This window comes from Bradyrhizobium sp. CSS354, assembly GCF_029051725.1.
Classification (GTDB): Bacteria; Pseudomonadota; Alphaproteobacteria; order Rhizobiales; family Xanthobacteraceae; genus Bradyrhizobium.
The window spans coordinates 331,188-356,519 of sequence record NZ_JAACFU010000008.1 but is presented as its reverse complement, the minus strand read 5'-3'; the positions used below and the strand labels follow the sequence as shown (position 1 = coordinate 356,519).

At 64.2% G+C, this 25,332-nt stretch carries 26 protein-coding genes and 1 tRNA gene; 16 read left to right on the top strand and 11 right to left on the bottom strand.

Features of this window, described 5'->3' with window-relative positions:
* Position 1 precedes the first annotated feature (1 nt).
* A complete protein-coding gene (locus GWG67_RS21965) occupies positions 2-1,183 on the bottom strand; it encodes a GNAT family N-acetyltransferase (RefSeq protein ID WP_275171352.1) in 1,182 nt (393 codons plus the stop codon).
* A 127-nt stretch (positions 1,184-1,310) separates the two neighbouring features.
* Here GWG67_RS21965 and GWG67_RS21960 point away from each other — a divergent pair, with 127 nt between their 5' ends.
* Positions 1,311-2,354: a polysaccharide deacetylase family protein gene (locus GWG67_RS21960; protein WP_275171351.1), complete on the top strand. Its 1,044-nt coding sequence runs from the start codon at positions 1,311-1,313 to the stop codon at positions 2,352-2,354.
* Positions 2,355-2,375: 21 nt separating this feature from the next.
* Here GWG67_RS21960 and GWG67_RS21955 read toward each other — a convergent pair whose 3' ends face one another.
* The gene (locus GWG67_RS21955) at positions 2,376-2,597 is read right to left on the bottom strand and encodes a DUF2842 domain-containing protein (RefSeq protein WP_007603477.1); all 222 of its coding nucleotides are present in this window, start codon (positions 2,595-2,597) and stop codon (positions 2,376-2,378) included.
* A 109-nt stretch (positions 2,598-2,706) separates the two neighbouring features.
* Between GWG67_RS21955 and GWG67_RS21950 the strand changes: the two genes are divergently transcribed.
* The gene (locus GWG67_RS21950; RefSeq protein ID WP_275171350.1) at positions 2,707-3,789 is read left to right on the top strand and encodes a COX15/CtaA family protein; all 1,083 of its coding nucleotides are present in this window, start codon (positions 2,707-2,709) and stop codon (positions 3,787-3,789) included.
* A 13-nt stretch (positions 3,790-3,802) separates the two neighbouring features.
* Here GWG67_RS21950 and GWG67_RS21945 read toward each other — a convergent pair whose 3' ends face one another.
* The 4 genes from GWG67_RS21945 to GWG67_RS21930 all read right to left on the bottom strand — a co-directional run bounded on the left by GWG67_RS21945 (position 3,803) and on the right by GWG67_RS21930 (position 7,291).
* Positions 3,803-4,147 carry a hypothetical protein gene (locus GWG67_RS21945; protein WP_275171349.1) on the bottom strand — a complete coding sequence of 115 codons (345 nt, stop codon included), beginning with the start codon at positions 4,145-4,147 and terminating at the stop codon, positions 3,803-3,805.
* Positions 4,148-4,344: 197 nt separating this feature from the next.
* Positions 4,345-5,625: an O-acetylhomoserine aminocarboxypropyltransferase gene (locus GWG67_RS21940; protein ID WP_275171348.1), complete on the bottom strand. Its 1,281-nt coding sequence runs from the start codon at positions 5,623-5,625 to the stop codon at positions 4,345-4,347.
* A 138-nt stretch (positions 5,626-5,763) separates the two neighbouring features.
* Positions 5,764-6,348 (bottom strand): CoA-binding protein, encoded by a 585-nt coding sequence (locus GWG67_RS21935; protein WP_275171347.1) that lies wholly within the window; start codon positions 6,346-6,348, stop codon positions 5,764-5,766.
* A gap of 118 nt (positions 6,349-6,466) precedes the next feature.
* The gene (locus GWG67_RS21930; RefSeq protein WP_275171346.1) at positions 6,467-7,291 is read right to left on the bottom strand and encodes an enoyl-CoA hydratase; all 825 of its coding nucleotides are present in this window, start codon (positions 7,289-7,291) and stop codon (positions 6,467-6,469) included.
* Positions 7,292-7,377: 86 nt separating this feature from the next.
* On the opposite strand from GWG67_RS21930, the gene GWG67_RS21925 reads away from it, so the two are divergent.
* From GWG67_RS21925 to GWG67_RS21900, 6 genes are all read left to right on the top strand, one after another.
* Positions 7,378-7,806 carry a PaaI family thioesterase gene (locus GWG67_RS21925; RefSeq protein ID WP_275171345.1) on the top strand — a complete coding sequence of 143 codons (429 nt, stop codon included), beginning with the start codon at positions 7,378-7,380 and terminating at the stop codon, positions 7,804-7,806.
* A 158-nt stretch (positions 7,807-7,964) separates the two neighbouring features.
* On the top strand, positions 7,965-8,429 hold the full coding sequence (gene rplM, locus GWG67_RS21920; RefSeq protein ID WP_275171344.1) for a 50S ribosomal protein L13: 465 nt from the start codon (positions 7,965-7,967) through the stop codon (positions 8,427-8,429).
* A gap of 1 nt (position 8,430) precedes the next feature.
* Entirely contained in the window at positions 8,431-8,910 is a 480-nt protein-coding gene (gene rpsI, locus GWG67_RS21915) for a 30S ribosomal protein S9 (RefSeq protein ID WP_007611021.1), read from the top strand.
* 229 nt (positions 8,911-9,139) lie between these two features.
* Positions 9,140-10,372 carry a diguanylate cyclase gene (locus GWG67_RS21910; protein WP_275171343.1) on the top strand — a complete coding sequence of 411 codons (1,233 nt, stop codon included), beginning with the start codon at positions 9,140-9,142 and terminating at the stop codon, positions 10,370-10,372.
* Between the two features lie 57 nt (positions 10,373-10,429).
* Entirely contained in the window at positions 10,430-10,666 is a 237-nt protein-coding gene (locus GWG67_RS21905) for a hypothetical protein (RefSeq protein ID WP_275171342.1), read from the top strand.
* A 102-nt stretch (positions 10,667-10,768) separates the two neighbouring features.
* Positions 10,769-11,065: an antibiotic biosynthesis monooxygenase gene (locus GWG67_RS21900; protein ID WP_275171341.1), complete on the top strand. Its 297-nt coding sequence runs from the start codon at positions 10,769-10,771 to the stop codon at positions 11,063-11,065.
* 6 nt (positions 11,066-11,071) lie between these two features.
* Here the strand turns inward: GWG67_RS21900 and GWG67_RS21895 are convergent, their stop codons facing one another.
* A complete protein-coding gene (locus GWG67_RS21895; protein ID WP_275171340.1) occupies positions 11,072-12,202 on the bottom strand; it encodes an AI-2E family transporter in 1,131 nt (376 codons plus the stop codon).
* A gap of 135 nt (positions 12,203-12,337) precedes the next feature.
* Between GWG67_RS21895 and GWG67_RS21890 the strand changes: the two genes are divergently transcribed.
* Complete coding sequence (locus GWG67_RS21890; protein WP_275171339.1) at positions 12,338-13,042, top strand: hypothetical protein; 705 nt, start codon at positions 12,338-12,340, stop codon at positions 13,040-13,042.
* Positions 13,043-13,132: 90 nt separating this feature from the next.
* On the top strand, positions 13,133-13,906 hold the full coding sequence (locus GWG67_RS21885) for a gamma-glutamyl-gamma-aminobutyrate hydrolase family protein (RefSeq protein WP_275171338.1): 774 nt from the start codon (positions 13,133-13,135) through the stop codon (positions 13,904-13,906).
* 140 nt (positions 13,907-14,046) lie between these two features.
* On the opposite strand, the gene GWG67_RS21880 is transcribed toward GWG67_RS21885, so the two are convergent.
* A complete protein-coding gene (locus GWG67_RS21880; RefSeq protein WP_275171337.1) occupies positions 14,047-15,024 on the bottom strand; it encodes a GlxA family transcriptional regulator in 978 nt (325 codons plus the stop codon).
* Between the two features lie 152 nt (positions 15,025-15,176).
* Between GWG67_RS21880 and GWG67_RS21875 the strand changes: the two genes are divergently transcribed.
* Complete coding sequence (locus GWG67_RS21875) at positions 15,177-15,434, top strand: tautomerase family protein (protein ID WP_275171336.1); 258 nt, start codon at positions 15,177-15,179, stop codon at positions 15,432-15,434.
* Positions 15,435-15,588: 154 nt separating this feature from the next.
* Here GWG67_RS21875 and glnA read toward each other — a convergent pair whose 3' ends face one another.
* A complete protein-coding gene (glnA, locus tag GWG67_RS21870) occupies positions 15,589-16,998 on the bottom strand; it encodes a type I glutamate--ammonia ligase (protein ID WP_007603494.1) in 1,410 nt (469 codons plus the stop codon).
* A 149-nt stretch (positions 16,999-17,147) separates the two neighbouring features.
* A complete protein-coding gene (locus GWG67_RS21865; protein WP_007603495.1) occupies positions 17,148-17,486 on the bottom strand; it encodes a P-II family nitrogen regulator in 339 nt (112 codons plus the stop codon).
* 381 nt (positions 17,487-17,867) lie between these two features.
* Here GWG67_RS21865 and GWG67_RS21860 point away from each other — a divergent pair, with 381 nt between their 5' ends.
* Positions 17,868-19,367 carry an NAD(P)H-hydrate dehydratase gene (locus tag GWG67_RS21860; RefSeq protein WP_275171335.1) on the top strand — a complete coding sequence of 500 codons (1,500 nt, stop codon included), beginning with the start codon at positions 17,868-17,870 and terminating at the stop codon, positions 19,365-19,367.
* A gap of 4 nt (positions 19,368-19,371) precedes the next feature.
* Here GWG67_RS21860 and GWG67_RS21855 read toward each other — a convergent pair whose 3' ends face one another.
* The gene (locus GWG67_RS21855) at positions 19,372-20,688 is read right to left on the bottom strand and encodes a multicopper oxidase family protein (RefSeq protein ID WP_275171334.1); all 1,317 of its coding nucleotides are present in this window, start codon (positions 20,686-20,688) and stop codon (positions 19,372-19,374) included.
* Positions 20,689-20,840: 152 nt separating this feature from the next.
* On the opposite strand from GWG67_RS21855, the gene GWG67_RS21850 reads away from it, so the two are divergent.
* From GWG67_RS21850 to clpX, 4 genes are all read left to right on the top strand, one after another.
* Positions 20,841-20,925 (top strand) — tRNA-Leu (locus GWG67_RS21850).
* A gap of 173 nt (positions 20,926-21,098) precedes the next feature.
* Positions 21,099-22,460, top strand: a complete 1,362-nt coding sequence (gene tig, locus GWG67_RS21845; RefSeq protein WP_275171333.1) for a trigger factor — start codon at positions 21,099-21,101, stop codon at positions 22,458-22,460.
* Positions 22,461-22,778: 318 nt separating this feature from the next.
* Positions 22,779-23,414 (top strand): ATP-dependent Clp protease proteolytic subunit, encoded by a 636-nt coding sequence (locus tag GWG67_RS21840; RefSeq protein WP_007603501.1) that lies wholly within the window; start codon positions 22,779-22,781, stop codon positions 23,412-23,414.
* A 442-nt stretch (positions 23,415-23,856) separates the two neighbouring features.
* The gene (gene clpX, locus GWG67_RS21835) at positions 23,857-25,128 is read left to right on the top strand and encodes an ATP-dependent Clp protease ATP-binding subunit ClpX (protein WP_007603503.1); all 1,272 of its coding nucleotides are present in this window, start codon (positions 23,857-23,859) and stop codon (positions 25,126-25,128) included.
* The last annotated feature ends 204 nt before the right edge of the window (positions 25,129-25,332 follow it).

The window sequence follows — 25,332 nt, the reverse complement described above, 5'->3', positions numbered from 1 at the left end:
ATTACCCGAACGCTCGCCGCAGCCGCTGCGCCAGGTCGAACAACATCTGGTTCTGTTTCACCAGCCGCTTGCCGTGGCTCAGCGAGGACATCGCCATCGCCGCGAGTTTTCCGCGTGACGTTAGCGGAACAAAGCTATCGAAGATGTCCTGGTCGTCCTTGCAGAACATCCGCTTGTACTCGTCCGAGCCGATGCCGAGGTCGAGCGATCGGTAGCCGCGCTCGGCGCAGCGGTCGATGATGTAGCGCATCAGGATCAGCCCGGGGCTGTAGCGGGCGCGCTCGGACATCGTGTAGGTGTTGAACATCATCGAGAAGCGCTGGCCGTCGGCGACGCCGGCGAAAATCGCGATTACCTCGTCGTCGCATTCGAGCGCATGGATGTCGATGACGCGGCCGTCACCGCGTGGCGCAAGGCAGGCGCTGCGGACGAATTGCTCCACGCCGGGCTCGGCGAAGACGTTGGGAAGCTTCTGTTCGGCCATCCGCGCCGGCTTGACGCGGAAGAACCAGTCGAGCAGGCGGGTGATGTCCGCGTCGGTGGTCGCCAAATGATAGCGATAGCCGGCGAGCGCCTGCAGCTTCTTCTCCTTGCTCTTGAGGCGGCGACGGAAGGAGTTGCTGATCCGCGATGCCGGCGGGCCGCCCGGTTCCATCGTGAGCAGCGGGCAGCCGTTGATCGCGCTCTGGCGCGGCAAATGCGCGAACGGGTTCTGCTGGTCGTTCCACTGCAGCGGCTGCTGGGTCAGCGCGAGCACGTCGGCATGCTCGCCGAGCGGCGCAAACAGCGCGTCGAGATCACCGATGACGACCTGCGCTGCAAATTCGGCGTTCCACAGGCCCATGTTGAAGGTCGTATGCTTGCCGCCCATGAAGCAGGCCGTGCGCACGCCGTGGTTTTGGCGCAGCGAGAGTGGCAGCAGCAGGAGCGGCTGATGCTCGGCGTCGCGGGCAACGACGATGAAAGGGCGGGCGCGTTCGTGCTCGCCGACCAGGCGCTGCCAGGGACTGAGCAGATCAAATCGCTGATAGGGCGTAAAGAGGTGACCGGGCTGCTCGAAGGCGCGCCAGACGGCCTCGGCCGCGCCGAGATCGGTCACGATATCGACATGCGCGATGCGGCCCGCTTTCGACCGCGCTGGCAATTCTGCCGTCCGGCTTTGCATCGCCGCAGCCATGGTCATTCGCGAAACCTGTCGAGAAATCAAAAATATGCGTAATTCGGCCGGTGGCCGACCTTTGCAAAGAAATGTCAACAAAGGGTAATGACTATAGGGGGCGAACGGCCGCCGACGGGCGCGAGGTGGGATATTGGCATCCGACGACAGATGGCTGGAACGGCTGCGCCTTGAGCTGACCTGGTTCACAGGCCAGGCTGCGCTGCGCAGTCGCGGCGCCGGCGCCATCCTGCGCTTTGCGCATGTGCGGCCGCGGCGGCGCGGCGGGTTTCAGCCGTTGCGCGAGAACGAGATCACGCCGCATTTCCTCGATCGCGCCATTCGGGCGCTGAAGCGGTGGAAGTATGATTTTCTCGGCATGGACGAGGTCTGCCGGCGCGCGGTGACGCTGTCGGAACAAAGGCGCTTCGTGGCACTCACCTTCGACGGCGCCGGCAAGGATCTGATCGACTTTGTCTATCCGGTGCTGGCGCGCCATGCCGTGCCCTTCACGATCTATGTGCCCACGGCGTTTCCCGATGGCGTCGGTGAGGCGTGGTGGCTCGGACTCGAACAGGTGATCGCGCGCGAGAGCCGTGTCAGCCTGATGATGGGCGAGAAGGAACAGCGCTTCACGGTTACTGATAACGCCGGGAAGCAGGCGCTGTTTTCGTTCGTCGAGGCCTGGCTGCGCTCGCTGCCGCCGGCCGATGTGTCGGCTGCGATCGCAGACCTCTGCACGCGCTACCGGGTGGACCTTGCCGCGCTCTCGCGCGAGGCATCGATGAATTGGGAGGATCTGGCGAGGCTTGCGGCCGATCCGCTGGTGACGATCGGCAGTGCGACTGTGAACTATCCCGTGCTCGCCAACATGAAGGATGCGGCGGCGCTGCGCGAGATGACGATGGGCAAGGCGGTGGCGGAAGCGGCCTTCGATCGCGATATCCGCCATCTCGCCTTTCCGTTCGGCGATCGCGCCTCGTTCCGGCGCAGCCATGTCCTCATGGCGGAGGAGGCCGGCTTCGCCAGCGCGGTGACGACGATCCCGGGCGTGGTGGACGCGAAGGGACGCACCAATCTGCGCGCGTTGCCGCGCATTTCCTGGGATGGCCGGGTGCGCTCGCTGCGCGTCATGCGGGTGCTGGTGTCGGGGGTTGCTTTTGCGCCGGTGAAGCCGACCGGCACTGCCGCGAGCTAGCAGCGCTACGAACTGGAAGCGCTACGAACTCGATTTGGCCCGGTCGGGCCGCTGCATCCAGCTCACGATCGGCATCGCCGGCAGCACCCAGCCCATGCCGACCACCACGTAATAGATTGCCTGCCGCCAGCCGGACTCGGCGATCCACGGCATCTGCGCCAGCGCCATGCCGAGCAGGGCCCAGACGGTGGCGAGCACCAGGAGCAGGATGGTGCCGAGGAACTTGCGGGTGCGGATCGTCATGACGGAATATCGCGGCTTTCGCGTAACTTGCGCTGCGGGAGCGGGGGACTATAAGGGGCACGCAGTTTGGTTCAAGCCTTGCCGGTTCAAGCTCTGGTTTTTGCCTCGAATGACGACGATTTCCACCCCGTCCGAGCCGCATCGCGCCGTGCGCTGGTGGCTGATCGCAGTGGCTGCGCTGATCGCGCTGATGGTGCTGGTCGGCGGCGCGACGCGGCTGACGGAATCCGGGCTCTCGATCGTCGAATGGAAGCCGGTCACGGGCAGCGTTCCGCCACTCTCGGAAGCGCAGTGGACGGCGGCCTTCGAGGCCTACAAGACGATCCCGCAATATCGCGAGCTCAACGCGGGCATGAGCCTGTCCGAGTTCAAGGAGATCTTCTGGTGGGAATGGAGCCACCGGCTGCTCGGCCGTTTCATCGGCATCGCTTATCTTTTGCCGTTCCTGTTCTTCCTGTGGCGCGGCGGCCTGTCCGGTGAGTTGAAGCGGCGGTTGTGGCTGTTGTTCGGGCTCGGCGGGCTCCAGGGCGCGGTCGGCTGGTGGATGGTGGCCTCAGGACTGTCTGAACGCGTCGAGGTGTCGCAATATCGGCTGGCGACGCATCTTGTGCTCGCGCTCGTGATCTTCGCCGGCATCGTCTGGACGGTGCGGCGGCTCGCCGGGCGTCCGCAGATCGCAGCATCGTCGCGGTTGCGCTTCACGAGCGCCTTGCTCCTCGTCGTGACCTTTATCCAGATCTATTTCGGTGCGCTGGTTGCCGGCCTGCGTGCCGGCCGCGCCTACAACACCTGGCCGCAGATCGACGGCGCGTTCATTCCCTCAGGGGAGCGATTGTGGTTCGAGACGCCGTGGTGGCGCAACATGTTCGACAATGTGCTGACGGTGCAGTTCGAGCACCGCATGACGGCCTATGCGCTGTTCGCGCTGGCAGCGTTGCACGCGTTCGATGCGGTGCGTTCACGCGCGGGGTCCGCGGCAAGTGGGGCGCTTTTGCTGTTGGCCGGGGTGAGCCTGCAAGCATTGCTCGGCATCCTTACGCTGCTCAACCAGGTGCCGATTGATCTCGCGCTCGCGCATCAGGCGGTCGCGATCGTGGTGCTGATGCTTGCGGTGATGCAGACTGAGCGGCTCGCGACGCGTGGCACAACCGAAGCGCAGCCGCGCGCGGTTCCCGTCGGTCAGGCCGGTTGATCGGGTCTGCTCCTCAGCAATAGCCATAGATGCCGCACGAGTAGGGCAGGCGCCAGAAATAATCGACCTGCTTCCCGCCGTAATACGAGCCCTGGTAATCGTAGTCCCAAGGGCGGCCGTAATAGCCCGGCAGCGTATGGGAGCCCGGCAGCAGTGGCGTACCCGGCAGGTTGCGGATGTAACTGCCGATGCCGTAAGCCGGCGAGATCAGCGCATCCGGATCGGTCTCGACATAGACCTGCGGCGGCTCCTGTGGCGGAACGGCGGCCCGCCGCCTCGGCGTGGCCGGCAGATCGGCGGCAAACGCAGCTGAGACCGTCAGCATTGCCGCAAGGGCAGGCACTATCCAGCGCAGCATCGTTGGCTCCGAATCAAAGGGGCGATCCAGTGACGATGTATGCGGCAGATATGGTTAATGACTGTTAACTGACGGCGGCCAAAAAGCCGCCGTCAATCCGGGGCGGTGCGAAGCACCGAACCCGGAATCTAGAGCTTATGATGCGACGTCGAGATTCCGGGTTCGCGCTGTCGCGCGCCCCGGAATGACCGGAGAAGCTACGCGCTCAGCGCCTGTTCCAGATCGGCGATCAAATCTTCCTTGTCCTCGATGCCGATCGAGAGCCGCACCACGTCGGGGCCGGCGCCGGACTTGACCTTGGCGGCGTCGTCGAGCTGGCTGTGCGTGGTCGAGGCCGGATGGATGACCAGCGAGCGGGTGTCGCCGACATTGGCCAGATGCGAGAACAGCTGCAACTTCGACACCAGACTCACGCCGGCATCGTAGCCGCCCTTAAGGCTGAAGGTGAACACGGCGCCGGCACCCTTCGGCGCGTATTTGCGCGCGAGCTGGTTGTACTTGTCGCTTGCAAGGCCCGCATAGTTCACCGCGGCGACCGCCGGATGGCCGGCGAGGAATTCGGCGACCGCTTTCGCATTGTCGCAGTGCTTCTGCATGCGCAGCGGCAATGTCTCAATGCCGGTGAGGATCATGAAGGCGTTGAACGGCGACAGCGCGGGGCCGAGGTCGCGCAGGCCGAGCACGCGGCAGGCGATCGCGAAGGCGAAATTGCCAAACGTCTCCTGGAGCCGGATGCCGTGATATTCGGGCCGCGGCTCCGACAGCATCGGATATTTGCCGCCGGTCGACCAGTCGAAGGTGCCGGCATCGACGATGATGCCGCCGATCGAATTGCCGTGGCCGCCGAGAAACTTGGTCAGCGAGTGCACGACGATGTCCGCGCCGTGATCGATGGGGCGGATCAGATAGGGCGAGGCCAGCGTGTTGTCGACGATCAGCGGTACGCCCGCCTTGCGCGCCACCGTCGAGATCGCCTCGATGTCGGTGATGCTGCCGGCGGGATTGGCGATGGACTCGATGAAGATCGCTTTCGTGCGCGGCGTGACCGCGCGCTCGAAGCTCGCGATGTCGTCGGGATCGGCCCACACCACGTTCCAGCCGAAGCTCTTGAATGCGTGCGTGAACTGGTTGATCGAGCCGCCGTAGAGCTTTCGCGCCGCGATGAACTCGTCGCCGGGCTGGAGCAATTGCTGCAGCACCACGACCTGCGCGGCATGGCCCGAGGCCACCGCAAGCGCGGCCGTGCCGCCTTCGAGGGCCGCGACGCGCTCTTCCAGCACCGCATTGGTGGGATTGCCGATGCGGGTATAGATGTTGCCGAACGCCTGCAGGCCGAACAGGGAGGCGGCATGGTCGGCGTCGTTGAAGACGAACGACGTCGTTTGATAGATCGGAGTCGCGCGCGCACCGGTGGTGGGATCGGGCTGTGCACCGGCATGCACGGCGAGGGTCGAAAATCCCGGAAGGCGATCGCTCATTGAGGGCGTCCTGTTCTCGTGGTCTGAAATCGCGCGGCATGCTGATTGGCGCCGCGGTTGCCGTCAAGGCGCGGCTTCACATCAGAACGATCGTGCTACGCATTGTCGCGTTCGCGAAATGAAACCTTCGCAATTGCGTCAGCTTTGCTCGCTCTTGTTCTTGGCGGCGCGGTCCGATGCCGCGGTGTCGCCGCCGCCGACACTCATCCTATTGAGGGATAGTCGCATGCCCTGCGTCGGCACCGGGGCGCGTTTGGAGCTCAGCGTGCGCGAATTGACGCCCATCCAGGAGATTTCCGACGACAGACGGCCATATTCGATTTTGGGGCAGCGGTTCATCACCACCTTGATACCAACCGATTCCGCCTTCAGCGCCGCCGCATCGTCGCGCGCTCCCAACTGCATCCAGATCACCATCGGCAGCGGATCGAGCGTGAGGGCTTCCTCGACCACCGGCATGATGTGACTGGAGTTGCGGAAAATGTCGATCATGTCGACGGGACGGCCGATGTCGGACAGCGAGGCGACGAAGGGTTTTCCGAGCAGCTCCTTGCCGACATGGCCTGGATTGACCGGAATCATGTCGTAGCCGCGCTGGGCCAAATATTTGAACGCGAAATAGCTCGGCCGCACGTTGACGGGCGAGGCGCCGACCATCGCGATCGTTTTCACGTTGTTGAGGATGCCCCGGATGTAATTGTCGGGATAGGCGTCGTGGTTCATTGGCTCATCTTTTCGGGCTCATCTTCTTGCTGTCATTGCGAGGAGCGAAGCGACGAAGCAATCCAGTCTGTCTCCGAGGAGGGATTCTGGATTGCTTCGCTTCGCTCGCAATGACGAATTACTCGTCCCGCCATGTCGGCGTGCGCTTCTCGATGAAAGCGCCGATGCCTTCCTCGGCGTCGCGCGCCATCATGTTCTCGGTCATCACCTCTGCCGCATAGCGATAGGCGTCTGCAAGGCTCATCTCGGCCTGGCGGTAGAACGCCTCCTTGCCGAGCTTGACGGTATAGGCGGATTTCAGCGCAACCTTTTCGGCGAGCGCAATGGCGGCGTCGCGCTCGGTGCCGGCGGCGACGACACGATTGACGAGCCCGATCTCGCGGGCACGTGCGGCCGGAATCGGCTCGCCCGTCAGTAGCATCTCCATCGCCTGCTTGCGCGGCACGTTGCGCGATAGCGCCACCATCGGCGTCGAGCAGAACAGGCCGATGTCGACGCCGGGAGTGGCGAAGCTCGCTGTTTCGGAGGCGATCGCGAGATCGCAGCTTGCCACGAGCTGGCAGCCCGCGGCGGTCGCGATGCCCTGGACGGATGCGACCACGGGCTTGGGCAGGAGCACGATTGCCTGCATCATCGCGCTGCAGGCGGTCATCATCTCGGCGAAGAAGGCCCGGCCGCGATCCGGGTCGGTGCGGCGCGCGGTCAGCTCCTTCATGTCGTGGCCGGCGGAGAAGGCGGGACCGTTGGCCGCGATCACGACACCGCGGACGGCCTTGTCGTCGCGGATTTCGTTGAGCTCGGCATGCAGGCTTGCGATCATCGTCTCCGACAGGCTGTTGCGGGCAGCCGGGCGGTTGAGGGTCAGGACCGCGATGGGGCCTATGGTCTCGCGCAGCAGGATCGGCGGTTGCGGGGAGGGGGCGCGGGCGGCCTGGGCGGACATCAAAGCGTTTCCGGTTGGATTATTGCGATTGGATGACGCAGATAACTTAATGTAACAGGGGACGTGAAGCGAGGGTGAGGGGTAGCATGGCGTTAGCGAAAATGAGCGTGGCGGAGCTCGAGCAGTTCCTCCGCAACGAGTTTCCCCAGGCCTTCAGCGGCGACGACATCACGATCGAGAGCGCGGACGGTCAGGCCTGCCTTTTGCGTCAGCGCTATAGCGAAAAGATGCTGCGGCCGGGCGGAACCGTGTCCGGCCCGACCCTGATGGCGCTCGCCGATTTCGCGATGTACGTAGTGCTGTTGTCCGCGATCGGGCCGATCGGGCTCGCCGTGACCACCAATCTCAACATCAACTTCCTGCGCAAGGGGCAACCCGGGCAGGACGTGCTGGCGGAGGCGCGGCTGCTCAGGCTCGGCAAGCGCCTCGCAGTCGGCGAGGTGAAGCTGTTGTCCGGTACCTCGCCCGATCCGATTGCGCATGTCACCTCGACCTATTCCATTCCAAACGTTTGAGCTTTTTGCGGGTATCTGAATACCATAATTCTAAACCATTGATATTTAACATGTAAATTCCGCCTTTGGGCATTGACCGCGGCGCCGCTGTTCTCTAGAAAACCGCCCAGTCCGGTGCGGTGTTCGCGCCGATGCTCCCCGTCCACGGAAACTCTGACATGAAAACCTTTTCGGCAAAGCCGGCTGAGGTGACGAAGAAGTGGGTATTGATCGACGCCAAGGGTCTGGTCGTCGGCCGTCTCGCCACCATCGTCGCCATGCGCCTGCGCGGCAAGCACCTGACGACCTACACCCCGCACGTTGATTGCGGCGACAACATCATCATCATCAACGCGCAGTATGCGGTTCTCACCGGCCGCAAGCGCGAGCAGAAGACCTATTACAAGCACACCGGTTACGTCGGCCACGTCAAGGAGCGCACCGCGCGCCAGATCCTCGAGGGCAAGCATCCCGAGCGCGTGCTCGAGAAGGCCGTCGAGCGCATGATCCCGCGTGGTCCGCTCGGTCGCGTCCAGATGGGCAACCTCCGCGTCTATGGCGGCGCCGATCATCCGCACGAGGCCCAGACGCCCGAGAAGATCGACATCGCCAAGTTGAACCGCAAGAACACGAGGGCCGCATAACATGGCCGAATCCATCCAGTCGCTCGACCAGCTCTCGCAGCTCAAGACGGCGGCCGCGCCCGACGCGCCCAAGCACGAGAAGAAGGTCGACAAGTTCAACCGCGCCTACGCAACCGGCAAGCGCAAGGACGCGGTCGCCCGCGTCTGGATCAAGCCGGGCGCCGGCAAGGTCACGGTCAACTCGCGCGAGGTCGAGGTCTATTTCGCCCGTCCCGTGCTGCGCATGATGATCGAGCAGCCGTTCTCCGTGGCCGCGCGTTCCGGCCAGTATGACGTGATCTGCACCGTCGCCGGCGGCGGTCTGTCCGGCCAGGCCGGTGCCGTCCGTCACGGCATCTCCAAGGCGCTGACCTATTTCGAGCCGGAGCTGCGCACCGTGCTCAAGAAGGGTGGCTTTCTCACCCGCGACTCCCGCGTGGTCGAGCGCAAGAAGTACGGCAAGGCCAAGGCCCGCCGGTCCTTCCAGTTCTCGAAGCGTTAATCGCTTCGGTCGCATTCGCCGCGAAAGCGGCTTCAATGAGATGCAAAAGGGCGCTGATTTCAGCGCCCTTTTTGCTGTTCGTTTGTATGCAAATTGATGGCGTGTTTCCTGAAAACTTGGGCTCGCATGAAAACCTGAATGGAACCCGCCGGACATAGCGTCGCATTTGGAAGGGCGCGCAAATCGGCTGAGCCGATCGCGTAACTGCTATGTCTAGAAGGGGGCCGACATGATGTCGCTCGATAGCATCACGCTCTATTTGGTTGCCACCATGGTCGCCGCACTGCTCGGCGCCATGATGGTGTTTTTCGGAAGGCAGGAGAACAGCGCCGCGCTGAAATGGTGGGGCACCGCGTATCTCCTCGGCGCCGCATCGGTCGCGCTCTGGACGGCGGCCGGTGACAGACTGGGGCCGCATCTTTACCTTGCGCTGAACGCGGTCGGCTTCGTCGCCTGCGGCATGGTGTGGAATGCGGCGCGTGTCTTCCATGGTCGCAAGCCGAACTGGCCGGGTCTCCTGGTCGGCGCGCTCGCCTGGGCCGCTGCCGCCACGCTGCTCGATCCCACCGCGTCCATGCTGCGCATGATCATCGGCGCCGGCATCGTCTCGGTCTATGCGGCGCTGACCGCGAGCGAGCTCTGGGTCGAGCGGCGCAAGAGCCTGCAACGGCGCTGGCCGGCCGTTGTGGTGCCGGTGATGCACGGCTGCGTCTTGATGCTGCCGATCCTGCTCGGCAGTTTCCTGCGCCCGAACGATGCCGGCTTCTCCACCAGCATCTGGGTCACCGTGTTCGCGGTCGAGCTCGTGCTCTATGCCGTCGGCACCGTGTTCGTGATCTTCATGCTGGTATCCGAGCGCACGGTCACCGCGCACCGGACCGCCGCGTCCACCGATCCGCTGACCGGCATGCTCAACCGCCGCGGCTTCTCGGAAGCCTGCGGACGCGTGATCGAGCGCGAAGCCAAGGCCGGCCGCCCCGTGACCGTGATGATCTTCGACATCGATCATTTCAAGTCGATCAACGACCGCTTCGGCCATCCCGCCGGCGACGAGATGCTGAAACTGTTCTCGACCGTCGTCGTCAGCAATCTGCGCATCAGCGACATGTCGGGTCGCATCGGCGGCGAGGAGTTCGCAGCCCTCCTGCCGTGTTCGCTCGAGGAAGGCGTGCTGGTCGCCGAGCGCGTGCGCGAGGCCTTCGAGACCTCCGGCGTCGTCGTCGACGAGGGCCCGGTCGACACCACCGTCAGTATCGGCGTGGCGGGCGGTCCGGCCGGCACCGAGCTCGAAGTGCTGCTGGCCTCGGCCGACACCGCGCTCTACCAGGCCAAGCGCGGCGGCCGTAATCGCGTCGAGGCGGCGGAGGAGCTGCCACTGTCGCTGGAGAATTGGCGCCGCCAGAGCGCCGCGCGGATCGGCGTGCCCAACGCGCAATCCAAAGCGCGGCCGGCGACCGCCTAGGTAAGGGAGGCCTCGCGGTAATCCCCTGTTTACCATTCGATCCCTACCATTGCGGACATGGAATCGATCCATCGACAGAACCCGCAAGCCGCCCTGATATCGCTCGAAGCCGCGGCGGTCTCGGCACGCGGCGGCTTCGCCTGCCTGTTCTCGACCGCTGACGAATACGAGAGCGCGCTGATCACCGAGCGCCGCGCCCAGGGGCGTTACACACAAGGCCGCAATTACTGGCCGCTGGCGCTGTTCGCCGGTTGTGCGCTGACGGTGGCGGGCACCGTTCTGCTGCTCGCCTGAGTGATCTGCATTTTTGGACCGGGCAGGGCGCCGTTTCGGCGCCTTTTTCTTTGGCGCGGGCTGCGGTAGACACGCCCATCGGACAAAAATGGGTGGAAACAGATGATCACCGAGATCGCGCAAATCGACGTCAAGCCGGGCAGCGAGAAGGACTTTGAGGCCGCCGTCACCAAGGCAAAGGCCGCTTTCGGTCGCTCCAAGGGTTTTCACGGTTTCGAGCTGCACAAGTCGATCGAGAAGCCGCAGCGCTATCGTCTGATGGTGAAGTGGGAGACGCTCGAGAACCATACCGTCGATTTTCGCGGCTCCGAGAATTTCGCCGAATGGCGCGGCCTCGTCGGCCAGTATTTTGCGGCACCCCCTGAGGTCGAGCACACCGAGACCGTGCTCACCACCTGAGGCGGCTCAGGCCGCCTCAGCCAGAGGCGGCGCTTCATACGTCTTGAAGTGGTCGATCATGACCTTGGCGATGGCGACCAGTGGCAGCGCCAGCGCCAGGCCCCAGATTCCGAACACGACGCCGAGCAGGATTTGGAACGCGAACAGCGTGGCCGGCGGAATGTCCAGTGCCTGCCGCTGAAGGATCGGCGTCAGCACATAGCTCTCCATCGCGTGCACGCCCATGAAGAGGAGAAAGGCCGACAGCGCCGGTATCCATCCCGAGGCGAGGCTCGCCAGCACGACCACGACGCCGGCTATGATGGCGCCGACGGTCGGGATGAAGGCGAGCAGGCCCGCCTGAATCCCCAGGATGAACGAGCCTGGAATGCCGATGACGGCGAGACCGATCCAGGTCACCACGCCGACCGCAAGCATCACGACGATCTGCGCGATCAGCCAGCGCTCCAGCGTCTCGCCGATTCGGTCGATGATCTGGGCTACGCGAGTACGATGTCTCGCCGGCGCGAGAAATAACAGGCCGTCGTGATAGACGCTGGGCTGGGCGGCGAAGGCGAGCCCCAGGAACAGCACGATGAAGATGTTGCCGACCGCGCTGATGGTGCCGAGCAGCAGCTTGAAGGTCTGGCTCACGATCGCGCCGCCGCTCGAAGCCAGCGCACCCGCGCCCGGCAATCCGCCGTGCGAGCCCGAGTTCGGCGCGGGTGCCGGCGCCGCATCGCTGGCGGTGGGTGCGGCATTGCCGAGATCGAAGAAGCTGGTGTCGATGCCATGGTTTTCGAGGAAGGATCGGACGTTGGTGATCTGCGACTTGATCGTCTTGCTCAGCAGCGAGGCCTGCTCGGCAATGGTGGCGCCGCCGAGATAGGCAACACCTGCGAGCATCACCGCCAGCGCGGCACAGACGATGGCGAGCCGCACCGCGTGGGGCAAGTGCACGCGGCGGCCAAGCGCGTTGGTCAGCGCGTTCAGGCCAACGCCGAGCAGCATTCCGGTGAAGATCAGGAGCAGGGTAGCGGCAAAATACCAGGTGAAGACCAGCATTGCCGTGAACAGCACGATGCCAATGCCCCCGACCGAGATCGCCCAGGCCAGATCGCCGCGGGTCCGGCGCCGTTCATCTGCGGGAATGGTCACATCGGGTCCTTTTCAGCGCGGTGCGCACCGCACTCTTTCGACAAACGCGATCCGGATCAAGACCGCGTCAACGCGCTGGTTTGACGCTGCCGCGTGAACGGTGCAGAGCGATGAGGAAAGAACAGGTGAGGGCGCTTGAGTTTCATCAGCAAGTGGGCCGGTCTGCTCGGCCTTCTCGCCGTGCTCGTGATCGGCGACCAGATCCGGATCAACCGGCCCGGTCACAAATATCGGCTCGCGGTCGAGGTGTCGACGCCTGACGGGATCAAGACCGGCTCGGGCATTCTGTCCGTCGTGCCCGATCGCGGCTATACCCGGGGCGGCCGCACCACGATGCGCGGCGAGGCTGTGTTCGTCGACCTCGGCCGGGGAAAGAATGTGGTGGCATTGCTCGCGCATCAGCAGGGCGCGAAGCTCGATCTCGACGACATCAACTATGTCGCGCTCCGCGCATATGGCGCTGCGCGTGGCAACCGCGTCTCGTTCAACGAGCTCAACCGGCAGACCGGCGTCGTCGCGGTGCAGGGGGACCTAATGCCCGTGCTCGTGAGCTTTGGCGATCCCCTCGACCCTGCGACCGCGCGCCTTGTCGCCGGCGACCATGCGGAGGCGGTCCTGGGCGACGGCTATGCACTCCGTGGCCTTACCGCCGAAATGGTGCCCAACGGGCTCTGGCCGATTGATTTCGGTGGCGTGCTCGGGGAGTCCGTGACGCGCGGAATCGAGACGAAACTGCCCTGGCTGGCTGCGCCGGGCGACGCGGCGGCGACCGCGCTGAAGGCCGCCGGCCTGCTCCTCGGCGGTGCGCTCGAGGCCCGGGAGGCATTTGCGCGAAAATAGCATTGCCGTCCCGCGTACCCTTCTGTTGAATTTGTTCCCTCCCAGGGGCATGTTTGGAGAATCTTCTTACGGGAGAGGTCTGAACGGGAGATGAGAAAGCCGGTCGTCGGCGTGATCGGGAACGCCCATCGCGTTGAAAATCGATTTCAGGTCCAGATGGTCGGCGAGCGTAATCTGCGCGCCGTGGCCGAGGTTTCCGGCGGCCTGCCGGTGATGTTCGCGGGCTCGCCCGACATCACCGATATCGGCGCGCTGCTCGATACCGTCGATGGCATCGTGCTCACAGGCGCGCGGGCCAACGTGCACCCGACTCGCTTCAACGTCGACCCGTGTGAGCGGCACGAGCCCTACGACATCCACCGCGACGAGGTGGCGCTGGCGCTCTCGGTCGCGTGCGTTGCCCGCGGTATCCCGCTGTTCGGCATCTGCCGGGGCCTCCAGGAGATGAACGTCGCCTTCGGCGGCTCGCTGCATCCCGAGATCCGCGAAATCCCGGGCCGCATGAACCATCGCATGCCGAGGCTCGAGAACGGTGAGATCCATCCTGACCCGACAGTGGTGTTCGCCGATCGTCACGACGTCGATCTGACGCCGGGTGGCGCGTTCGCAGAATTGCTCGGCTGTGACAAGATCCGGGTGAATTCGCTGCACGGCCAAGGCATCCTCGATCCCGGCAAGCGCGTGCTGATCGAGGGTATTGCCGAGGACGGCACCATCGAGGCGATCCGCATCGCGGAAGCCAAGGCCTTTGCGCTCGGGGTGCAATGGCACGCCGAATACGACCCGCAGCACAATCCGATCAACCGAAAGCTGTTCGAGGCTTTTGGCGAAGCGATGGTTGCGCGGCAGAAGGCGGCGGCGTAGGCGGACGCGCTGGAAGAAGGCAGGCACGCCCGCGCCACACCGTCATTGCGCTGGTGAATGGGCGCTGGTGGCGACGGAGATCGGGTGAACTTTCCGGACAAGTGACGCCGCGGGGAACGGGAGAGCGGCGTTCCGGACTGCTACGCCGCCCGCTCCATCCGTCGCGCGCGATAGGCCTGCGGCGACATCAGGGTGAGCTTGCGGAACGCCTTGCGAAAGCTGCTCTCGTCCTCGTAGCCGGCCGATCTCGCGATGGTCTTGACCGGCTGCATCGTCGTCTCCAGCAACGTGCGGGCGTGCTCGACGCGCCGACGCATGATGAAGGCCTGCGGCGGCTCGCGGGTGAGTTCCTGAAACTTCCGGTTCAGCGTGCGCTCGCTGAGGCCGAGCGCATCGGCGAGCCGCTTCACCGTCATCGGACGTTTTCCGGAGCGTCGCACCAGCAGGTCGGCCTGGGTCAGCATCGGGTCCTGCGTCAGCAAATAGCCGACGGGCATGAAGATCGACTGGGTGCGCTGCGCGGTGTCGATGACGACGTAGTCCGCGCATAGTTTTGCGATCTCCTTGCCGTCGACCATCTCGATCAGCCTGAGCAGGAGATCGACCCACGACATCGGTCCGGCCGCGCAGACGATGCGGTCGGCGGTGGTGATGACGGCGTCCGGGGCGAGGTCGATGGCGGGATGACGCTGCCGCAGCTCGCTTTGCAGCCACCAGGTGATGGTGGCGCGGCGGTTGTCGAGCAGACCGGCGCCGGCCAGCAGGAACACGCCACTGCAGAACGCGCCGATCAGCCGTCCGTTCGCGTGCTGCTGCCGCAGCCAGGCGCCGGCCCGGGCATATTGCGGCTGCAGGCGTTCGGCCGTGACGTGATCGACAAGGTTGCCGGGGACGAGGATCGCGTCAAAGCGACCTCGTCTGCCAATGGCGCCGTCGACCGCGACCATCTGGCTGCCGCCGGACCGCACGGCCTTGCCGTCGAGCGAAAGCGTCTGCCAGGCGAAGCCGGGGTTGGCGCCGCTCTGCTGCATCACGTGGTTGGCGAGCGACAGGATGTCGGCGACGCCTGAGATCGCCGAATGCATGCAGCCTTCCAGCGCCAGTATTGCGAGCTTCATGGGACCTCCAGACAGGACGCGGCAATCCTACCCGATCGGCGCGCGGGCGCCATGGCGGAAATTGCCCGATCTCTGTCTTATCCGCCACTGCCGTCTCCGGCAGGCCCGGTTCAATCTCTCAACCATCGTCACACGACATATCGGAGAGAGACATGCCTTACGTCACCATTTCCACCGTCCGCGGCATCCTGGATGTCGCGCAGAAGAAGGCACTGCTCGAGCGCGTCACCGACCTCCTGGTCGAGGTTGAAGGGCAGGGCAACCCGGAATTCCGCCGCAACGTCTGGGTCAGGATCGAGGAGCAGGAGCCCTCACATTGGTCGCTCGGCGGCATGCAGCCGACGGCGGAGATCATCGCCGGCACGTTCGGCGCGATCGGGACGGATGGGGTGCGGATCGCGAAGACGTAGAACGTAGGAGGGGTAGAGCGCAGCGAAGCCCATCGCCATCGCGAGTTGCGAGATGATGGGTTTCGCAAGGGCTCCACCCACCTACGGTTTCCCCAATACGAAAGGCGCCCCCTTTTGGAAGCGCCTTTTGCTTGTCGCAGGAATTTCGGGCGGCTTAGCCCGAATAGTACATCTCGAACTCGACGGGATGCGGGGTCATTTCGAAGCGGGCGACTTCGGTCATCTTCAGCTCGATATAGGCGTCGATGAAGTCGTCGTCGAACACGCCGCCGTTCTTCAGGAAGCCGCGGTCCTTGTCGAGGTTTTCGAGCGCCTCGCGCAGGCTGCCGCACACGGTCGGGATCTGCTTCAGCTCTTCCTTCGGCAGATCGTAGAGGTCCTTGTCCATCGCCGGACCCGGATCGATCTTGTTCTTGATGCCGTCGAGGCCGGCCATCAGCATCGCGGCGAAGCCGAGATAGGGATTGGCGAGCGGATCTGGGAAGCGCACCTCGACGCGCTTGGCCTTCGGCGAAGCGGTGTAGGGGATGCGGCAGGAGGCCGAGCGGTTGCGCGCCGAATAGGCGAGCAGCACGGGGGCCTCATAGCCCGGGACCAGGCGCTTGTAGGAGTTGGTCGACGGGTTGGTGAAGGCGTTGATCGCCTTGGCGTGCTTGATGATGCCGCCGATGTAGTGGAGGCAGGTCTCCGACAGGTCGGCGTATTTGTTGCCGGCGAACACCGGCTTGCCGTCCTTCCAGATCGACTGGTGCACGTGCATGCCCGAGCCGTTGTCGCCGAAGACCGGCTTCGGCATGAAGGTGGCGGTCTTGCCGTAGATGTGCGCGACCTGGTGGATGCAGTATTTGTAGATCTGCATGTGGTCGGCCATCAGCGTCAGCGTGTCGAACTTCATGCCGAGTTCGTGCTGGGCGGAAGCGACTTCGTGATGGTGCTTCTCGACCTTCACGCCCATCTTGGCCATGGCGCCGAGCATCTCCGAGCGCATGTCCTGCACGGAGTCCTGCGGCGGCACCGGGAAGTAGCCGCCCTTGGTGCGGACACGATGGCCGAGATTGCCGCCTTCGTATTCGGTGTCGGAGTTGGTCGGCAGCTCCGAGGAGTCGAGGCGGAAGCCGGTGCTGTAGGGGTTAGCGGAGAAGCGCACGTCGTCGAACACGAAGAACTCGGCTTCGGGGCCGACGAACACGGTGTCGCCCACGCCCATCGACTTCACCATCGCCTCGGCCTTCTTGGCGATGCCGCGGGGGTCGCGATTGTAGGGCTCGCCGGTGGTCGGCTCGAGCACGTCGCAGGTGATGACCATGGTGGTCTCGGCGAAGAACGGATCGATCGTCGCGGTCACCGGATCGGGCATAAGGCACATGTCGGACTCGTTGATCGCCTTCCAGCCGGCGATCGAGGAGCCGTCGAACATCGTTCCCTCAGCGAAAATGTCTTCATCGATCATGCTGATGTCGAAGGTGACGTGCTGCCACTTGCCGCGCGGATCGGTGAAGCGCAGGTCGACGTATTTGACGTCGTTGTCCTTGATCGATTTCAGGACGTCTTTGGCGGTCTTCATGCATACCCCTTTTGGCTCTGCGGGTCGGTTTCCAAGCTTCAAGCGACCGTGTTCACGCTTCTTGAGGCGCGCGAGGCACAAACAAAATGAGGCCGCCGAAGCAGCCTATTTCTTGTCAGAATGTCGCAAAATGCGGGATAGCACCCGGCTCAGATAGCGTCCAGCCCGGATTCGCCGGTTCGGATGCGGATCGCCTCTTCGATGTTGGAGACGAAGATCTTGCCGTCGCCGATGCGCCCCGTTTGCGCGGCGCGGCGGATTGCGTCGATGGCGCGCTCGACCAGATCGTCGCCGATCACGATCTCGATCTTCACCTTGGGCAGGAAGTCGACGATGTATTCTGCGCCGCGGTACAGCTCGGCGTGACCCTTCTGCCGGCCGAAGCCCTTGGCTTCGGTGACGGTGATGCCCTGAAGGCCGACTTCCTGAAGCGCTTCCTTCACCTCGTCGAGCTTAAATGGCTTGATGATGGCTTCGATTTTCTTCACTGCGCGCCTCCCGGCCTTTCGAACAAATAGCAACGTCTTCGTCAGGATGCGCTTTTCATGACGCACGATCTTGTCTTCGCTATGCCGGGATCCCTGACCAGTCCGGCAACAACGGCCGGCCACACCCTGATAAATGCCAGTGAGCACGACGAACCGAAGCGACTTCCGCGAAAGCAGGGTCTATGCCAATTTGCAAATGCCCTGATTGTTGGAGCGTTATCAGCCTTTTAACGTGCAGCTCTGATAGGTGGCGCCGACCCGCACAAAATACCGCAGACTACGAAATAGGCAAACGGTTCAATATCTGTGCAGATCGCTGTTCCGTCGGATAGCCCGGTGCGGAACGTGCCTCTTGAAAAGGCTTTTGGACAGGGAAGTGGCATGGAAGTTCTGACCAACGCCGAAATGCAGCGCGCCGACCAGCTCAGCATTGCGGCAGGCACCCCCGGCTTCAAGCTGATGCTCAGCGCCGGCCAGGCGGTCGCCGAGGCCGCCCACGCACTGGTGGAGGAGGGGCCGATCCTGATCGTGGCCGGCCCGGGCAATAATGGCGGTGACGGTTTTGTTGCAGCCGCCGAGCTGGCCGCGCAAGGCCGCGAGGTCTCGGTGATCCTGATGTGCGAGCGCGACCAGCTCCAGGGCGACGCGGCCTCGGCGGCGCGGGGCTGGAAGCACCCGGTGCTTCCGTTCAACCCGCAGGCGATCGGGCGACCGGCGCTGATCATCGATGCGCTGTTCGGCGCGGGCCTCAGCCGTCCTGTCGACGGCGAGGCGCGTGAGATGATCGAGGCGATCAACGGCAACGGTGCGCCGGTGCTCGCGGTCGATCTGCCGAGCGGCATCAACGGCACCAGTGCGGCCGTGCTGGGCGTGGCGGTGAACGCCACCGAGACCGTCACCTTCTTCCGCAAGAAGCCGGCGCATCTGCTGCTGCCGGGGCGGATGCATTGCGGACACGTCCGTGTCGCCGATATCGGCATCGAGGCGCAGGTGCTGGACGAGATCGCGCCGCAGATTTTTGAGAACGATCCGGACTTCTGGGGCGCCGCCTTTCCGGTGCCGCGCATCGACGGCCACAAATACGCGCGGGGCCATGTGCTGGCGGTCTCGGGCGATGCGGCCGCGACCGGTGCAGCGCGTCTCGCCGCGCGCGGAGCGCTACGCGCCGGCGCGGGCCTGGTGACTCTGGCCACTCCGCGTGATGCTCTCGCGATCAATGCGGCTGCGCTCACCGCGGTGATGGTTCGCCCCGTCGATACCGCCATCGAGTTCGGCGAGCTGCTCGGTGACAAGCGCTACAACACCTGCATGATCGGCCCCGGCGCGGGTGTCGGCGAGCGCACCTGCGATCTCGTCCACACGGCGCTTAACGCGCAGCGGCGCCTGGTGCTCGACGCGGATGCGCTGACGAGCTTTGCCGCCAATCCCGAGCGCCTGTTCGAATCGATCAAGACGTCGCACGACAAGGTGGTGGTGCTGACACCGCACGAGGGCGAGTTCCCGCGCCTGTTCTCCGACCTCAGCAACAAATATCCGGGACGCTCGAAGATCGAGCGCGTGCGCGCCGCCGCCGAGCGCTCCGGCGCTGTCGTGCTGCTGAAGGGCCCGGACACCACGATCGCCGCGCCCGACGGCCGCGCCACCATCGCCGCCAACGCGCCGCCCTGGCTCGCTACCGCGGGCGCCGGCGACGTGCTCGCCGGCATTATCGCAGGGCTGCTGGCGCAAGGCGTGCCGGCATTCGAAGCCGCCAGCATCGCCGTGTGGATGCATGGCGAAGCGGGGAGCGAGGCGGGGCCGGGCCTGATCGCGGAGGATCTCACTGAGACGCTGCCCGCCGTGCACCGGCGGATCTACCATGCGCTGGGGGTGGAATACTGAGCTCTCACTCCACCGCGTACCAGCGCGCCAGCCGCGGGGACGCCCAATCGGCTACGACGGATTCCATCAGCCATCGGCCGGGACCTCTGGCCTCGAATGCGATGCGCTGGGTCTGGCCGGGTTCGATCGCGAGCGTGTCGAGCCAATACGGCTTCCAGCCGTCGTCGAGCTTGTCGAGCAGGCGGAAATGGTGGCCATGGAGATGGAAGACGGTGGCGACGGGTGCGGGGTTCTTGAGGGCCAGCACGACGGTGCGGCCGGCCTTGGCGCGAAAGGCGGGGGCGGACGACGTCGAGAAATTTGCGGGCCGTATCCACCCGGCGTCGGCTACCCCGAGCGCGACACCGAATCGCAGGGCGCCTTTTAGATCAAGCCGGTCGGGCAGGTCATTCGGAGGGAGCGGCTGTGGCGGCAACAAGGGCACGCGCCGCTCCACCTTGCCGGAGACCGTCAGCCGGCCGACCTGGCGCGCCTCCGTGCCATCATGCAGCAGAAATGGGGCCGACGTGGCCGCATCCACAAAGGCGTCGGCGCGTGCGCCGGGAGCCAGCACCAGGGCGCCGTTTCGCGCCTGGAACGGCTCAGCTGGCTGTCCGTCCAAGGCCATCACCTGGACCTCGTGACTTTCCAATTTGATCGCCAGAACAGAACGTTGGGAGCCGTTGATAAAGCGCAGCCGCAGCCGCTCATTGGCTGCGGCTGCGAGTTCGAATGAAGTCTGCCCGTTGACTGTGAAGAGCGGGGATGTGTCCTTCGGTTCGCGGCCCGGGGCGAGTGCGGTCCCGTCCGGCCGCAGCCGCCATTCCTCGATCAAGAGGACCACGTCCCGATCGACGGCGACCGGGTTGGTCTCTGCGGCGATGATCGGCAGGGGGCGCGCGGGCTGCTTCAGGCCGTCCTCGAAGAGCCGGAAGTCGGCCAGCAGGGTTCCCGCATTTGGTATTGAAATGATTGATGTTTCCGTCGCGTCCGGGGCGGTCGGGGCGCGACCCCGAAGCGGGTCGGCTGCGGCCGGGCCATTGAGGCCGTACCAGACTGGTGCAAGCGGGACAGGCAGACCGTTGCGGAAGACCACCTCGCAGCGGTCGCCACGTTTGAGACGGACATCCCCGAGGTGGCTTACGGCGGCCAGCTCCCAGATGGGTGTAGCCGGCTGCCCCGGCCTCAGAGCCAACGTCGCCGGCCTTGCCTGAAGGGCGAGCTGGGCGGTCATGGCCGGGACTGCGCCGCCCGCCATCAGCCCGGCCGCAGAGGCCCCGATGCCGAGTCCAAGTCCGGCCAATACCTCGCGCCTCGTCGGGCCGAAGATCCGCGTTTTCATCGCCGATCCCGACCACGCCGTGCTGGATAAGTCCAGCCGCCATGCCTAGGTGAAGCCTGCCTCTATCGGGCCATTTTTTTGCTGCGAACAGGCGGGCACATGCTATAAGCCCGCCGCCCGCGGCATCGCGGCCGGTCTTGATGCAAATTTACGCGGGCGTGGCGGAACTGGTAGACGCGCTGGATTTAGGTTCCAGTGACGAAAGTTGTGGGGGTTCGAGTCCCTCCGCCCGCACCAAGCGCTTTCAGCGTTTGCACGGATTACGCGATCTGCTCCCGCGCGGATGTTTGTCCGCCGGAAGCCGGTCCGATGAACCACCGGCGTTGAGGCGTTCGCCTCGCGCCGGATCGATTAATGGCAGCGTCCCGACGCATGCGCGCCGGGACCGAACGAGAAGAAGATTGGACACCATGCAGGTCACAGAAACCCTCTCGGAAGGTTTGAAGCGCGAGTTCAAGATCAGCGTTCCCGCGTCTGATCTCGACGCCAAGGCCGGTGCCAAGCTCGTCGACCTCAAGGACAAGGTCCGCATCAACGGCTTCCGTCCCGGCAAGGTGCCGGTCACGCACCTCAAGAAGGTCTATGGCCGCTCGGTGATGGCCGAGACCATCGACCAGACCATCCGCGACACCAACACGCAGCTGTTCTCCGAGCGCGGCTTCCGCCTGGCGACCGAACCGAAGATCACCATGCCGACCGAGCAGGCCGAGGTCGAGGAGCTGCTCAACGGCAAAACCGATCTGACCTACACGGTTGCGATCGAGGTGGTGCCGTCGATCGCGCTCGCCGACTTCAAGACCTTCGAGGTCGAGAAGCCCGTCGCCGAAGTCACCGACGCCGACGTCGACGAGGCGATCAAGCGCATCGCCGATTCGAACCGTGGCTATGCCGCGAAGGGCGAGGGCGCCAAGGCCGACTCGGGTGATCGCGTCACCGTCGCCTTCAAGGGCACCATCAACGGCGAAGCCTTCGAGGGCGGCGCCGGCGAGGGCATCCAGGTCGTGATCGGATCCAACACCTTCATCCCCGGCTTCGAAGAGCAGCTCACCGGCATCGCCACTGACGAGACCCGCACGCTGAAGGTGGCGTTCCCCAAGAACTACATGAACGACAAGCTCGCGGGCCAGCCGGCCGAGTTCGAGACCACCGCGACGCTGATCGAGGCGCCGCAGGATCTCGCGATCGACGACGAGTTCGCCAAGACGCTCGGCCTCGAATCGCTGGACAAGCTGAAGGAAGCGGCACGCGAGCGGCTGGTCGCCGAGTTCGCGACCGCGACGCGCCAGCGCGTCAAGCGTGCGCTGCTCGACCGCCTCGACGAGGCCCATCGCTTCGAGGCTCCGCCCTCGCTGGTGGACGAGGAGTTCAATCTGATGTGGAACTCGGTGAAGGCCGAGATGGACTCCGCCGGCAAGACCTTCGCCGACGAGGACACCACCGAAGACGCCGCCAAGGAAGAGTACCGCAAGATCGCCGATCGCCGCGTGCGGCTCGGCCTCGTGCTCTCCGAGATCGGCGAGAAGAACAAGATCTCCGTGACCGACGACGAGGTCGGCCGCGCCGTGATCGAGCGGGCGCGCTCGATGCCGGGCCGCGAGAAGGAGGTCTGGGACTATTACCGCAGCAACGCCCAAGCGTTGGCCCAGCTTCGTGCACCGATCTATGAGGACAAGGTGGTCGACTTCATCCTCGAGCTTGCCAAGGTGACCGAGAAGAAGGTCTCGCGCGACGATCTCTACAAGGACGACGAGGCGGAAAAGACCGCCGCCTGAGGGCTGCAGGAGAGCCTTTAGGATAGCCGTGCATTAAGGATGATCAGCGAAGAGGTCGAGCTAGCCAGGTGGCCGGCTGGGCCTCTTTGTACGAATCAGCTTCAACTGCCGCACGGATTAAGCCTTAATTCGCTCCGCACTTGTCAGGAACGAATTGGGCTATATCTGTCGCTACGCCTTCTGCTTCTGCCAAGTTCTTCTACTAAGTCTTCTGCCAAGTTCCTGCATCACGGGACGTCCATCGGCCTTCCGGCAGATCCAGCCCCGACTGGCAGCCGGGACTGGCGGTGTCCGCCTCTTCAAAACCCTAGGTGACTCATGCGCGATCCGGTTGAAACCTACATGAACCTCGTGCCCATGGTGGTCGAGCAGACCAACCGTGGCGAGCGCGCCTACGACATTTTCTCGCGCCTTCTGAAGGAGCGCATCATCTTCCTGACCGGGCCGGTCGAGGACGGCATGTCGACGCTGATCGTCGCGCAGCTGTTGTTCCTTGAGGCGGAAAATCCGAAGAAGGAAATCTCGATGTACATCAACTCGCCGGGCGGCGTGGTGACGTCGGGCCTCGCGATCTACGACACCATGCAGTTCATTCGCCCGCCGGTCTCGACGCTGTGCACGGGACAGGCCGCCTCGATGGGCTCGTTGCTGCTCTGTGCCGGCGAGAAGGACATGCGCTTCTCGCTGCCGAACGCGCGCATCATGGTGCATCAGCCCTCCGGCGGCTTCCAGGGCCAGGCCACCGACATCATGCTGCACGCCCAGGAAATCCTGAACCTGAAGAAGCGGCTCAACGAGATCTACGTGAAACACACCGGCCAGACCTACAAGGCGATCGAGGATGCGCTGGAACGCGACAAGTTCCTGACCGCGAGCGACGCCAAGGAGTTTGGCCTGGTCGACAGGGTTATCGACAAGCGCGCCGAGGAAACCGCGGCGCCGAAGACCCCGTAGCACTACTGTGACGGCGACCCCTTTGGGATCGCCGGCACCATCAGGGAGCGTTCACGTTAAGGACACGTGCGCGCGTCGCAAAACGCAGTTTTGCGCCCTGCGACAGGCAGAAAGTTCCGCTTTCGTGCTTGTTTTTCGTGGCAATCCAGCAACGCCGGGGTGATTTCGATCACTTCGCCCGTGCCAAGACCGGAAATCACGGTATTGTCACGGGTAGCCGGCGCCCCTCGATTAGCGAATTCTTGATAGTCGGGTGACAGCATGGTTCGCTACGACTGATCGGCTATGATCGCGGAGATATCGAGTGACCGTGATTCGCACGGCATGTAACGCGTAGGGTCTTTTTTGGTACGGAATTTGCTCTATTTGAAGGACTGTACCGGCTGTCGTGCCGGAATAGGGCGATCGAGCGGACGGGATCGAACCGCGGACGGAGACATGAATGAGTAAGGTCGGCACGAGCGACTCCAAGAACACGCTGTATTGCTCGTTCTGCGGCAAGAGCCAGCACGAAGTGCGCAAACTGATCGCGGGTCCCACGGTCTTCATCTGCGACGAGTGCGTTGAGCTCTGCATGGACATCATTCGCGAGGAGAACAAATCCTCGCTGGTGAAGTCGCGCGACGGGATTCCGACGCCGAAGGAAATCTGCAAGGTGCTGGACGATTACGTGATCGGCCAGAACCATGCGAAGAAGGTCCTCTCGGTCGCGGTGCATAATCACTACAAGCGCCTCAACCACCAGACCAAGCACAACGACGTCGAGCTTGCGAAGTCGAACATCCTGCTGATCGGTCCGACCGGTTCGGGCAAGACGCTGCTCGCGCAGACGCTCGCTCGCATCCTGGACGTGCCGTTCACGATGGCGGATGCGACGACGCTGACCGAAGCCGGCTATGTCGGCGAGGACGTCGAGAACATCATCCTGAAGCTGCTCCAGGCCGCCGACTACAATGTCGAGCGTGCCCAGCGCGGCATCGTCTATATCGACGAAATCGACAAGATCAGCCGCAAGTCCGACAATCCCTCGATCACGCGCGACGTGTCGGGAGAGGGCGTGCAGCAGGCACTGCTCAAGATCATGGAAGGCACGGTGGCTTCGGTCCCGCCGCAGGGCGGTCGCAAGCATCCGCAGCAGGAATTCCTGCAGGTGGACACCACCAATATCCTGTTCATCTGCGGTGGTGCGTTCTCGGGCCTCGAGAAGATCATTTCGGCACGCGGACGGTCGACCTCGATCGGTTTCGCCGCCCAGGTGCTCGCGCCGGAAGACCGCCGTACCGGCGAGATCTTCCGTCACGTGGAGCCGGAGGATCTCCTGAAGTACGGCCTCATCCCGGAATTCGTCGGCCGTCTGCCCGTCGTGGCGACGCTGGAGGATCTCGACGAGGCTTCGCTCAAGAAGATCCTGGTCGAGCCGAAGAACGCGCTGGTGAAGCAGTACCAGCGGCTGTTCGAGATGGAGAACATCGAGCTGACCTTCGCCGACGAGGCGCTTGGCGCGGTTGCCCGCAGGGCGATCGAGCGCAAGACCGGTGCGCGCGGACTGCGTTCGATCCTCGAGGCGATCCTGCTCGAGACCATGTTCGACCTGCCGGGCCTCGAAGGTGTGGAAGAAGTCGTGATTTCCCGCGAAGTCGTGGAAGGAACGGCGCGTCCGCTCTACATCTACGCTGATCGGTCCGATCGCGCCGTCGAGAACGCCAGCGCCTGATTTCGGCGCTGGAACGCTCCAATCGTCTCCTCAAGCAAGGGCTGCGGAAAGTCTCTCCGCCGCCGGTGTTGCGTCGCTTATTTGCGTGCGTAAGCGCCTGATGGCGCGCGTCTTCAATGACTTGACACCCCCCGGGTCGATAGCCACCTAATGTCGGCGGCGAGCAAAAATTCTCTTCAAGATTCGCCTCAGTTCCGATCCGGC

Coding starts and splice junctions, on each gene's coding strand:
- GWG67_RS21965 (WP_275171352.1), bottom strand. CDS start 1,183: ATGACCATGGCTGCGGCGATGCAAAGCCGGACGGCAGAATTGCCAGCG.
- GWG67_RS21955 (WP_007603477.1), bottom strand. CDS start 2,597: ATGACGATCCGCACCCGCAAGTTCCTCGGCACCATCCTGCTCCTGGTG.
- GWG67_RS21950 (WP_275171350.1), top strand. CDS start 2,707: ATGACGACGATTTCCACCCCGTCCGAGCCGCATCGCGCCGTGCGCTGG.
- GWG67_RS21945 (WP_275171349.1), bottom strand. CDS start 4,147: ATGCTGCGCTGGATAGTGCCTGCCCTTGCGGCAATGCTGACGGTCTCA.
- GWG67_RS21940 (WP_275171348.1), bottom strand. CDS start 5,625: ATGAGCGATCGCCTTCCGGGATTTTCGACCCTCGCCGTGCATGCCGGT.
- GWG67_RS21935 (WP_275171347.1), bottom strand. CDS start 6,348: ATGAACCACGACGCCTATCCCGACAATTACATCCGGGGCATCCTCAAC.
- GWG67_RS21930 (WP_275171346.1), bottom strand. CDS start 7,291: ATGTCCGCCCAGGCCGCCCGCGCCCCCTCCCCGCAACCGCCGATCCTG.
- GWG67_RS21925 (WP_275171345.1), top strand. CDS start 7,378: ATGGCGTTAGCGAAAATGAGCGTGGCGGAGCTCGAGCAGTTCCTCCGC.
- rplM (WP_275171344.1), top strand. CDS start 7,965: ATGAAAACCTTTTCGGCAAAGCCGGCTGAGGTGACGAAGAAGTGGGTA.
- rpsI (WP_007611021.1), top strand. CDS start 8,431: ATGGCCGAATCCATCCAGTCGCTCGACCAGCTCTCGCAGCTCAAGACG.
- GWG67_RS21910 (WP_275171343.1), top strand. CDS start 9,140: ATGATGTCGCTCGATAGCATCACGCTCTATTTGGTTGCCACCATGGTC.
- GWG67_RS21905 (WP_275171342.1), top strand. CDS start 10,430: ATGGAATCGATCCATCGACAGAACCCGCAAGCCGCCCTGATATCGCTC.
- GWG67_RS21900 (WP_275171341.1), top strand. CDS start 10,769: ATGATCACCGAGATCGCGCAAATCGACGTCAAGCCGGGCAGCGAGAAG.
- GWG67_RS21885 (WP_275171338.1), top strand. CDS start 13,133: ATGAGAAAGCCGGTCGTCGGCGTGATCGGGAACGCCCATCGCGTTGAA.
- GWG67_RS21880 (WP_275171337.1), bottom strand. CDS start 15,024: ATGAAGCTCGCAATACTGGCGCTGGAAGGCTGCATGCATTCGGCGATC.
- GWG67_RS21875 (WP_275171336.1), top strand. CDS start 15,177: ATGCCTTACGTCACCATTTCCACCGTCCGCGGCATCCTGGATGTCGCG.
- glnA (WP_007603494.1), bottom strand. CDS start 16,998: ATGAAGACCGCCAAAGACGTCCTGAAATCGATCAAGGACAACGACGTC.
- GWG67_RS21860 (WP_275171335.1), top strand. CDS start 17,868: ATGGAAGTTCTGACCAACGCCGAAATGCAGCGCGCCGACCAGCTCAGC.
- GWG67_RS21855 (WP_275171334.1), bottom strand. CDS start 20,688: ATGAAAACGCGGATCTTCGGCCCGACGAGGCGCGAGGTATTGGCCGGA.
- tig (WP_275171333.1), top strand. CDS start 21,099: ATGCAGGTCACAGAAACCCTCTCGGAAGGTTTGAAGCGCGAGTTCAAG.
- GWG67_RS21840 (WP_007603501.1), top strand. CDS start 22,779: ATGCGCGATCCGGTTGAAACCTACATGAACCTCGTGCCCATGGTGGTC.
- clpX (WP_007603503.1), top strand. CDS start 23,857: ATGAGTAAGGTCGGCACGAGCGACTCCAAGAACACGCTGTATTGCTCG.